Source organism: Pseudomonas sp. SED1 (assembly GCF_034044025.1).
In the GTDB taxonomy this organism is placed as follows: domain Bacteria; phylum Pseudomonadota; class Gammaproteobacteria; order Pseudomonadales; family Pseudomonadaceae; genus Aquipseudomonas.
The window spans coordinates 1-10,269 of record NZ_JAXCIS010000020.1 but is presented as its reverse complement, the minus strand read 5'-3'; the positions used below and the strand labels follow the sequence as shown (position 1 = coordinate 10,269).

Sequence of the window (10,269 nt, the reverse complement as noted above, 5' to 3'; positions counted from 1 at the left end):
ATAAGCAGCCGTTACCCAAATAACGGATATACACCCGGTCCATCTCCACCAACCCACTTCCTCAGCCCTAACAGCTCCGTAGATATCTGTCAGCTCCCACAGCTTCACCTGTCCTTGCGCAAATAAGGCGCTGACACGCCCCCGTGGAGCGACTGGAACGACTCCTTGCTCCACTCAGGTCAGCGCGTAGACCACCATGGGAGCCGTTCCAGTCCGGTTCAATCACCCACACCGAAATCCAGCAGCACCTTCATCGCCCGGCTCTTGTCCGCCGCCAGTTCAAACGCCGTCACCGCCTCGCTGAACGGCACGGTGTGGGAGATCACCGGGCGCACATCAATCACCTGGCGATTCAGCAAATCCACCGCCTGCGCAAACTCCGAATGGAAGCGGAAGGTGCCTCGCAGGTCGATTTCACGGCTCACCAGCATATTCAGCGGCAGCGAGACTTCGCCGCCCAGGCCAACGGTCACCAGCACGCTGCGCGGGGCCATGCATTCCAGGCCGTTGCGCAGGGCCTGGGCGCTGCCGGAGACTTCGAACATCACGTCGAAGTAGCCTTTTTCGGCGGTATAGCGCTTCAACGCGTCGGCGTCTTCGGCCAGGTTATGAGTGCGGCTGGCACCCATTTTCTCGGCGCAGGCCAACGGCCCGGCGGCCAGGTCCACGGCGACGATTTCTCCCGCACCCGCTGCCCGCAGGCTGCCGATCAACAGGTTGCCGATAGGGCCGCAGCCGGTCACCAGCACACGCTTGCCGAAGATCGCCCCGGCGCGCTGGATCGCATGCAAACCCACAGACAAGGGTTCGGCCATCGCACCTTCGGCGAGGCTGACGTGATCGGCCAACAGGTGCGCCTGTTGCGTCTCGATCACCAGGGACTGTTGAAACGCGCCTTGCACGTGGGGGAAGGGCATCGCACTGCCGTAAAAGCGCATGTTCAGGCAATGGTTCGGCAGCCCTTGATGGCAATAACGGCACCCCCCGCAAGGCCGCGAGGGCGAGACCGACAAGCGTTGGCCGACCTTGAACGGGCCGCCCTCACTGCCCACGGCATCGATCACCGCCGACACTTCATGGCCCAGCACCATCGGCTCGCGCAGGCGCACTGTGCCAAAACCCCCGTGCTGGTAGTAATGCAGGTCCGAGCCGCAAATTCCGCCCCGGGCAATGCGCACCCGTAACTGGTCGGGGCCGAGGGTGTGAGGTTCGGTTTGCGGTTCTATCCGCAGGTCTTTCGAGGCATGGCAGACGATAGCGTGCATGAAATTCTCCGGGTTACAGCGAGGCGGTGATGCCACCGTCCACGTACAGGATATGACCGTTGACGAAACTCGCCGCGTCGCTGGCAAGGAACACCGCAGCGCCCGCCAGTTCGGCGACGTCGCCCCAGCGCCGGCTCGGCGTGCGTTGCACCAGCCAGTCACTGAACTCGGGGTTGGCCACCAGGTTGGCGTTCAGTTCAGTCTTGAAATAGCCGGGGCCGATGCCATTGATCGTCAGCCCGTGTGGGCCCCAATCGATGGCCATGCCTTTGGTGAGCATCTTCAGCGCGCCTTTGCTGGCGGCATACGGGGCGATGCCCGGGCGCCCCAGTTCACTTTGTACCGAGCAGATATTGATGATGCGCCCACGCTTGCGCGGGATCATCGCCCGGGCCACTGCCTGGCCGACAAGGAAAGCGCTGTCGAGGTTGGTGCTCATCAACTCGCGCCAGTGGGTTTCGCTGTAATCCTCAAGTGGTCCGCGCCGCTGCATGCCGGCGTTATTCACGAGGATTTCCAGCGGGCCCAGGCGCTCTTCGATATCCGCCACGGCGGCCAGCACCGCCGCGCCGTCGGTGACGTCGAATGCCTGGGTGTGCACCTCCAGGCCTTCCGCCGCCAGCAACGCGGCACTGTCACGCAAGGTGCTGCGGTTGCGCCCGTTGAGCACCACCCGCGCGCCGGCCTGAGCCAGGCCACGGGCGATGGCCAGGCCGATACCGGCGCTGGAGCCGGTGATCAAGGCCAGGCGGCCATCGAGGCGGAAGCTGTCTAAAACGCTTTGCATGGATCAATCTCCGGAGGCTGCGACAGTGATCAACCCTAACAATCCGAGTACGGGGCGCCGTCCTTATTGTTATAGGCCAAACCCTGTCATATCGTGCATGACGGGCCTTACTTCACCGCAGCACGGGTTCAGCGTCCAATTTTCATTTGTGATCCCGTGATCAAAAACCGTGATAACAGGAGCCTTCTGATGGAGCTCAAGCACCTGCGCGCCTTTGTCGTGCTCGCCCAGGAACTGCATTTCGGCCGGGCAGCGGCGCAGCTGTCGATCGTGCAACCGGCGCTGAGCATGCAGATCAAGCTGCTCGAAAGCGGCCTGGGCGTGCGCCTGCTCGACCGCAACCGGCACTCGGTGACGCTGACCGAAGCCGGTCGGGTGTTTTTGCCCGAAGTCCAGGCCACGCTGCATCAGGCAGCCCGTGCCGCCGATGCCGCCCGTGCTTCAAACCGTGGGGAAATCGGCCGAGTGCGCCTGGGATTTGTCTCCTCGGTGTTGCCGGAATTGCTGCCGGGGTTGATTCGCGCGGTGCATCAGCGCTACCCGCGAATTGAACTGGAACTCAAGGACATGCCCGGCCCTGATCAGGCGGCGGCGTTGAAAAACGGCCAGCTGGATTTCGGCCTGATGCGTTTACCGGCGGCCTATCCCGGCGTGCAGACCCGCGCGGTGTTGCAAGAAAGTTTTGTGGTTGCCTTGCCCGCGGATCATCCGTTGGCATCGCAGCAGTCGATACAACCGGCGGATTTGCTCAAGGTCCCGGTGTTTATCCTGGCCCGACGGTATGCCCCAGGGTTCTATGACGAGTTCGTCCAGGCCGTGGGCGTGCCGCTGGAGATTGCCTCTGAACTCGGGGAATTCACCACGATGCTGGCGCTGGTCTCGGCCGGGCTGGGTGTCGGTGTGTTGCCGCTGCAGGCGGCCCGGGCGTTGCCGGCCAACTGCGTGTCCAGGCACCTTGAACTGGGGCCGTTCCGGGCCAGTACCGGCCTGGCCTGGACCAAACTCGACAGCGCAGTGAAAACCACCGTGTTCAACCTGATCTGCGAGTTGTTTGGTGAATGATTGTTTCATCCGGTGAAATGCTGGATTGTAAAAACTGGCTATTCTGCTGCGTGCCGTAGCGGCGGAAGATAGCGCCATCGACACGATCACCGGGTCGAGTCCCTGGCACATCGCGGAGCCTGTCATGATCAAACTGTACCGTTACCCCTTGTCTGGCCATTCCCATCGGGTCGAGCTGATGCTGTCGCTGCTGGGCGTGCCCGCCGAACTGGTGCTGGTGGACCTGAAGCAAGGCGCACATAAAGCCCCTGAGTTCCTCGCTACCCTCAACAGCTTCGGCCAGGTGCCGGTGATTGATGACGACGGTGTGGTGCTGGCGGATTCCAACGCGATCCTGGTGTACCTCGCCGGTAAATACGGCAACACCCAGTGGCTGCCGACCGAGCCTTTGGCGTTGGCCCGTGTGCAGCGTTGGCTTTCGGCGGCTGCGGGCCCGCTGCATACAGGGCCGGCTGCGGCGCGATTGGTGACGGTATTTGGTGCCGCACTCGATGCCGAGGCGACCATCAGCCGTTCCCATGCGTTCCTCAACGTGGTGGAGCAACAGTTGCGACAGGGCCGTTTTCTCACCGGTGACCTGCCGACGATTGCCGATATCGCGCACTACACCTACATCGCCCATGCGCCGGAAGGTAACGTCTCGCTGGACGACTATCCGCAGGTTCGCGCCTGGCTGGGCAGTATCGAGGCGCTGCCGGGTTTTGTCGGTATGCAACGCACCGCCGTGGGCCTGGCGAAGGCTTGAAGACTTTGTGGCGAGGGAGCTTGCTCCCGCTGGGCTGCGTAGCGGCCCCAAAATCCTGGGAGCGCTGCGCGCTCCAGCGGGAGCAAGCTCCCTCGCCACAACGCTCCCAAACCACTGGTTTGGTGTACTACATTCGATTAAGGGGGGCTCATGGACCGTTTCCAGGAAATGCAGATTTTCCTCGCCGTTGCCGAAGAGCAGGGTTTTGCCGCGGCGGCCCGGCGCCTGAAAATCTCGCCTCCCAGCGTGACCCGCGCGATTGCTGCGATGGAGGCGCGTATCAGCACGCAGTTGCTCTCGCGCACTACCCGCAGCCTGCACCTGAGCGAGGCAGGCCAGCGTTACCTTGACGATTGCCGGCGCATCCTCGCCGAACTGACCGAGGCCGAAGAGGCGGCGGCCGGCAGCTTCTCGATCCCGTGGGGGCACCTGACGGTCACCGCGCCCGTGTTGTTTGGTGAGTTGTTCGTCGCACCGATCCTGGGGGAGTACCTGGACCAGTTTGCCCAGGTCAGCATCAACGCCTTGCTGGTGGACCGTGTGGTCAATATGACCGACGAAGGTGTCGACGTGGCCGTGCGCATCGGGCATTTGCAGGAAAACGGCCAGCAGGCGATCAAGGTCGGCGAAGTGCGCCGCGTGGTATGCGCCGCGCCGGCTTACCTTGAGCGGCACGGTCGGCCACTGCATCCCGGGCAACTGCGGGAGGCGAAGATTGTCACCTCGTCTTCCAGCCAGTTGGTCAGCGAATGGCAGTTCAGGGAGGGCAGCCAGCCATTGAGCGTGGCCGTTGAGCCACGCCTGGTGGTCACCGCCAACAACGCGGCAATCAACCTGGCGCGCCTGGGCTGGGGCGTCACGCGGGTGCTGTCTTATCAGGTGGCCAGCGATGTGCGTGCAGGCGCACTGGAAATCATCCTGCAAGACTTCGAGCCGCCGGCGTTGCCGATCCAGGTGGTGTTCCAGAACAGCGCCCGGGTGCCGGCGAAAATCAATACCGTCGTGGACTTTCTGGTCAGTCGGCTCGGGCAGGACGCCGCGCTCAACCCCGCGATAAAGCGGCCTGCCTGATGGACCGCTATCGCGACATGCAGATTTTCCAGGCGCTGGCCCGGCAGCCGAGCCTTGCTGCGGCAGCCCGCTGCCTGGGCGTCTCGGGGCCCACAGTGATTCGTGCGATTGACCGGCTGGAGGCGCGCTTGCGGGTGCCATTGGTTCAGCGCAGCACCCGGGGTATTCGCCTCACCGAAGCCGGAGTGACGTTCATGGCGGACTGTTCGCGGATCCTTGACGGCGTGAGCGCCGCCGAAGCGTCTGCCAAGGGCGCGCATGCGCAGGCCGAGGGCAATCTGCGGGTGTTTTTTCCGTTCTTGTTCAGCCGTTATGTGATGGCCCCGCTATTGGCCGACTACCTGGATCTCTATCCCGGGGTCCGGGTGTTTGCCCACTACTACGATCACTATCCGAACCTGAATGAAGACGGTCTGGACGTGGCAATCCTGGTGGGAGAGTTGCCCGGTTCATCCCTGATTGCGCGGCTTGTGGGTCATGTACGCAACATCGTCTGCGCCAGCCCTGGCTATCTGCGTGCCCATGGCGAACCGCTGCAACCCGAAGCGCTCAAACAGCATCGACTGGTCGCCAGCCAAGCTTATTCGGACTGGGTGCAATGGGATTTCCAGGCCTCCAGCATCAAGGCCCGCGCGCGTCTCGGTTGCACCACCGTGCAGGGCGCGATCAATGCGGCGGTGCAGGGCGCAGGGTTGATCCGGTGCTTGAGTTATCCGGTCCACGATCACCTGGCGAGCGGCGAACTGCGTCGGGTATTGCAGGCCCATGAACCGCCGCCGCTGCCGGTGCATGTGGTCTACCGCGAAGGGCGCAACGCTTCGATGCGAGTGCGCAGTTTTGTTGATTTCAGTGTGGCGGCTTTGCGTGAACATCCGGCGTTTCATCCACCGAGGGCTTGATCATGAATTACCAGGACGCGTCCCCCGTCTCGCCATGGCATGCCGGCGAGCGGCAATTGCAGCAAAGTGCCGGCGTGGCCGAGCGCATGGAGGTGATCGGCGCGAAGGTCATACGGGATCACTTGCCGGAGCAGCATCGGGCGTTTTATGAGTTGTTGCCCTATCTGGTGGTGGGCGCCGTGGATGATCAGGGGCTTGCGTGGGCCACGCTGCTGGAGGGCGCGCCGGGGTTTGTGTATTCGCCCGACCCCTACAGCTTGCGTATCGACAGCCTGCCTGCGGTGGATGATCCCGCCAGGGCGGGGCTGAAGAAAGGTGCGGCGGTGGGGCTGTTGGGCATTGATCTGAATACGCGGCGGCGCAACCGTATGAATGGGGTTGTGGGGACGGCTGGCGCTGATGGTTTTGCGGTGGACGTGGTGCACACCTTTGGCAATTGTCCGAAGTACATCCAGTTGCGTGCAGTGGACCCGGGTGTTCGGGGGCAGCGTTCTGCTGAAGGTGCGGTGCAGAGGGCCAACTCGCTCGATGAGTCTGCCCGAGCGCTGATTCGTAGCGCGGATACGTTCTTCGTCGCCAGTTATGTGGACCTGGAGGGGGATGCGGCCAAGCGTTCGGTGGACGTTTCGCACCGGGGTGGCGACCGTGGGTTTGTGCGGGTGGACGGGGACGTGCTGACGATTCCCGATTTTACCGGCAACTCGTTTTTCAACACCTTGGGCAATTTGCAGCTCAACCCGGTTGCCGGGTTGTTGTTTGTGGATTTTGCCACGGGTGATGTGTTGCAGGTTGCCGGGCGTGCCGAGGTGATTCTTGAAGGGCCCGAGGTGACGGCGTTCCAGGGCGCCGAGCGGTTATGGCGGGTGACCGTGGAGCATGTGGTTCGGCGGGAGGCGGCGCTGGCGCTGCGTTGGCAGTTCGAAGCGTTTTCGCCCTACAGTCTGGCAACCGGTAGCTGGCCGGCTATGACTCGTTGATTGCAGTGGTGGCGATAGGCTATTAAGCTTCTGCATTTGCCATTGAAAACCTAAGGACAGTGCATGAAACGCATCGAACGGGACTTCATTACGTTGTTCAACAGCTTCTGGCACCAGGACTTTCCGGTGTCGAAGGGCGAGTACACCAATCCGGCAGGCTGGACCATCCACATCGGCCATGTGGTCAAGACCTGTGCAAAGCTGCTCGGCGCGCGAGCCGGGTTCGAGCAGGGCGGGCGTACGGATGCCATTCTTAAATTCGCAGACGGAAAAATCCTGTCGAACGTGGAATGGGAATGGGATGAGGCGCATAAGGACTCGGTCGGTGAGATCGAAAAGCTGTTGCTTAACAGCAATGTCGCGTTCTCCACGTTTATTTCGTACTCCGCAGAAAAGAGCCTGCCCCGCACCCTTGAACGCGCGGCGGACCTATGGCGAGCGTCGAGCCGACCGCTGATTTTCTTTGTGGTGACCTTCCAGATGGACAGCGGCAACCGCTGGTTCCAGGAACTGAAAACCTACGTGTTCGAAAAGGGCAGCCATCGCCTGGTTCGCAGCCAACCCGCGCTGCCCTGGGACTTGGTACCGAGTGAATATGTTGGGTTTGAGGACGGCGAATAAGTCGCAGGTATCAGGATGCAATCGGCAGCACAGGCGGTATCAGATGTTTGGCCAATGATGGGCGAACTGGAACGGCTATTCACACCTTCGCAACGCAAGACATTCATCGTGGAGCAGGTGACGCCCGGGCACGTCATGGTCGTGCCTGGCCAGACACCACTGTTGATTCCCCGGGCCGCGTTCGAAGCCGCGCTGGACTATTTGCGCACCCATGGTCATCACGGCGGGAACTGGTGTGTCATTGATTCTTCCAACACGCCGGGAAAGGCCGGGCCTCTGTGCAGAGCAACCCGTGTGCTGGACACTGGTGAGCATGGGCCACGAAACATCACCTACGTGTTGCCCATCCTTCAGGAATTGGGTTTGGTAGCTATCAGCCCGACGCGGCCCAATAGCGTCAGGCTGACAGATGCCAATGTGTCCGTCGTCAAGCACGCGCAGCCGTCGCTTGCAACGCCACTGTCGCCTGAGCAAAAGGATTTCGCCAACCACTTGGCGGCACTTTGGACAGGGCAATCGAAGTCGTTCACACATCGCTATCAGACCAGCAATCATCGCGCCTGGAATCGTTGGAAGTCGCTGGGCAAAGGTGACCCTTGGTGGTGCACAAGCCTGGCTGAAGCGGCGCAACATTATTCCTGGCCAGAGAAGCCCGAACCGGATGATTTCGCCAGCATTGCCGCCCGCTTGCGGTATGCGCTCAAACAACAGAATAACAAGGGGGCACTCGACGCCTGCCTGGAAATTTTCAAGTGGGGCGGCGTGGCCAGGAAGGTGACTGATGCTTCCCGGGTCTGGGTCAGCGCCAAGGCCGCAGACGGCACGTTGTGCAGCGACCTTCTGAGGGCGGTTGAATTGTTGCGGCCCACAAGTACCCAGACGCTGGAGGATTTTGACGGAAAGAATCTGTTGATGAACTCGGCGATGACCAAGGTCTACGCGGCCGCAGCGCCAGGCGAAATCATTATCTACGACGGCAGGGTCGGCGCTGCATTGGGGTTGTTGGCGCGGCATTGGGCTCCGGACGGCCAGGTGCCGTCAGATCTCGCGTTTCGCTGGGGGCCCAATGTCAAAACACAAGGAAAAAACATCGAAACACGTGATCCCTCATGGGGACCTTTCCGGTTCCTCCAGCTTTATAGAGCGGTTGCCGGAGAGCCAAGCCCGACTCGGCTTTGGGCGGATTTGGTGCAAATTACGAATCGCATCCTTGCACATGTCATCGTGGTATTGAGGGAGCAAGGCCACTCGGTCGAGTTGCTGGATCTGGAGCGAGCCCTATTTATGATCGGTTTTGATGTCCGGCCAGCATCACCCTCTCCTGTGCAAGGGGCATTCGTGCCTGTCGGGCAAATTTGAATTGCGTTCGATCCGGTGTTTGGTGCGGCCTCAGCGCGTGATACTGCGGGGCATTATGTCTGCCTGATAAAGGGCCGCCCTGAGGTTATCCCGATGAATGCACCAAGCCGCCTTGCGCTGCTGATCACTGCCACTGCTGCCCTGAGCGCCTGTGGCGAATCCTCCAAACTGCCGTTTCAGGCCGGGGTAGGGCCAAGCCCGCAACTGCCCGGACCCACCGAATCGCTGATCCCGACACTCAAGGTGTCCAAGGCAGTTGGTTGGCCAGGCGATGCCCAACCGACGGCGCCGGAAGGGTTTGCGGTGTCGGCGTTGGCCGAGAACCTGGACCATCCACGCTGGGTGTACACCTTGCCCAATGGCGACGTATTGGTCGCCGAGAGTAACCATCCGTCCATGCCTGAAGGCGCCACGGATGGCGGCACCGGCCTGCTCGCTTGGGCGCGTCGTACGGCGATGGGGTTTGTGATGGGGCGGGTGGGTGCCGACACGCCGAGTGCAGACCGAATCACGCTGCTGCGGGATGCCGATGGTGATGGGCATGCCGAGGTGAAGAGCGTGTTTCTGAGTGGGCTGACGTCGCCGTTTGGCATGGCGTTGGTGGGTGATGCGTTGTATATCGGCAATGCCGATGCGGTGGTCAAGGTGCCTTACGTCCCGGGCCAGACTCACATCGATGCCACGCCGGTGAAGGTCACCGATCTGCCGGCCGGGATCAATCATCACTGGACCAAAAACGTTCTGGCCAATCCTGAGGGCACCAAGCTTTATGTGACCGTGGGGTCCAACAGCAATGTGGGTGAGAACGGGCTTGCGGCCGAGGACGGGCGTGCGGCGATCTGGGAGTTGGATCTTGCCAGTGGTCAGAAGCGTCTGTTCGCCAGTGGGTTGCGCAATCCCAATGGGCTGGCGTGGAAGCCTGGTTCCTCGCAATTGTGGACGGTGGTGAATGAGCGCGATGAGATCGGCAGCGATCTGGTGCCGGATTATCTGACTTCGGTGCGGGAGGGCGCTTTTTACGGTTGGCCTTGGAGTTATTACGGGGCCCATGTTGATACGCGGGTTCAGCCGCCGCGTCCAGACAAGGTTGCCCAGGCTATCGCGCCGGACTATGCGCTGGGGACTCACGTGGCGCCGTTGGGGTTGACCTTTTCGGATGCGCGGGGGATGCCGGCGGGGTTCGCTGATGGGGTGTTTGTGGGGGAGCATGGGTCTTGGAACCGTAATCCGCAGGCGGGGTACAAGGTGGTGTTTGTGCCGTTCCGGGATGGTAAGCCTTCGGGTCAGCCTGTTGACTTTCTGACCGGCTTTTTGAATGGTGATGGAGAGGCTCAGGGTCGGCCGGTAGGTGTGACGCTGGACGGGCAGGGTGCTTTGCTGGTGGCGGATGATGTGGGGAACAAGGTGTGGCGGGTGGCGCGGGTGAAGCCTTAGGGGGTTGCTGATGTTGGGGGCATATCCGTTATTTGGGTCAGGGCCGCGT

General features: G+C 61.8%; 10 protein-coding genes. 8 read left to right on the top strand and 2 right to left on the bottom strand.

The window, feature by feature from the left end; genetic code table 11:
* Nucleotides 1-218: 218 nt before the first annotated feature.
* Both SNL23_RS02650 and SNL23_RS02645 read right to left on the bottom strand, forming a co-directional pair.
* A complete protein-coding gene (locus tag SNL23_RS02650; RefSeq protein WP_318301529.1) occupies nucleotides 219-1,265 on the bottom strand; it encodes an L-idonate 5-dehydrogenase in 1,047 nt (348 codons plus the stop codon).
* Nucleotides 1,266-1,278: 13 nt separating this feature from the next.
* Nucleotides 1,279-2,052 (bottom strand): glucose 1-dehydrogenase, encoded by a 774-nt coding sequence (locus tag SNL23_RS02645; RefSeq protein WP_076014130.1) that lies wholly within the window; start codon nucleotides 2,050-2,052, stop codon nucleotides 1,279-1,281.
* A 189-nt stretch (nucleotides 2,053-2,241) separates the two neighbouring features.
* On the opposite strand from SNL23_RS02645, the gene SNL23_RS02640 reads away from it, so the two are divergent.
* The 8 genes from SNL23_RS02640 to SNL23_RS02605 all read left to right on the top strand — a co-directional run bounded on the left by SNL23_RS02640 (nucleotide 2,242) and on the right by SNL23_RS02605 (nucleotide 10,220).
* A complete protein-coding gene (locus SNL23_RS02640; protein WP_318301528.1) occupies nucleotides 2,242-3,114 on the top strand; it encodes a LysR family transcriptional regulator in 873 nt (290 codons plus the stop codon).
* Between the two features lie 124 nt (nucleotides 3,115-3,238).
* Entirely contained in the window at nucleotides 3,239-3,859 is a 621-nt protein-coding gene (locus SNL23_RS02635) for a glutathione S-transferase family protein (RefSeq protein ID WP_076014128.1), read from the top strand.
* Nucleotides 3,860-4,009: 150 nt separating this feature from the next.
* Nucleotides 4,010-4,930, top strand: coding sequence for a LysR family transcriptional regulator (locus SNL23_RS02630; protein ID WP_318301527.1), 921 nt, complete (start codon nucleotides 4,010-4,012; stop codon nucleotides 4,928-4,930).
* On the top strand, nucleotides 4,930-5,829 hold the full coding sequence (locus tag SNL23_RS02625; protein WP_318301526.1) for a LysR family transcriptional regulator: 900 nt from the start codon (nucleotides 4,930-4,932) through the stop codon (nucleotides 5,827-5,829). The genes SNL23_RS02630 and SNL23_RS02625 overlap by 1 nt, the downstream gene beginning before the upstream one ends.
* Before the next feature lie 2 nt (nucleotides 5,830-5,831).
* Nucleotides 5,832-6,806 carry a pyridoxamine 5'-phosphate oxidase family protein gene (locus tag SNL23_RS02620; protein WP_318301525.1) on the top strand — a complete coding sequence of 325 codons (975 nt, stop codon included), beginning with the start codon at nucleotides 5,832-5,834 and terminating at the stop codon, nucleotides 6,804-6,806.
* 63 nt (nucleotides 6,807-6,869) lie between these two features.
* Complete coding sequence (locus SNL23_RS02615) at nucleotides 6,870-7,427, top strand: hypothetical protein (protein ID WP_318301524.1); 558 nt, start codon at nucleotides 6,870-6,872, stop codon at nucleotides 7,425-7,427.
* Nucleotides 7,428-7,442: 15 nt separating this feature from the next.
* Nucleotides 7,443-8,786: a hypothetical protein gene (locus SNL23_RS02610; protein WP_318301523.1), complete on the top strand. Its 1,344-nt coding sequence runs from the start codon at nucleotides 7,443-7,445 to the stop codon at nucleotides 8,784-8,786.
* A 93-nt stretch (nucleotides 8,787-8,879) separates the two neighbouring features.
* A complete protein-coding gene (locus SNL23_RS02605) occupies nucleotides 8,880-10,220 on the top strand; it encodes a PQQ-dependent sugar dehydrogenase (RefSeq protein WP_318301522.1) in 1,341 nt (446 codons plus the stop codon).
* The last annotated feature ends 49 nt before the right edge of the window (nucleotides 10,221-10,269 follow it).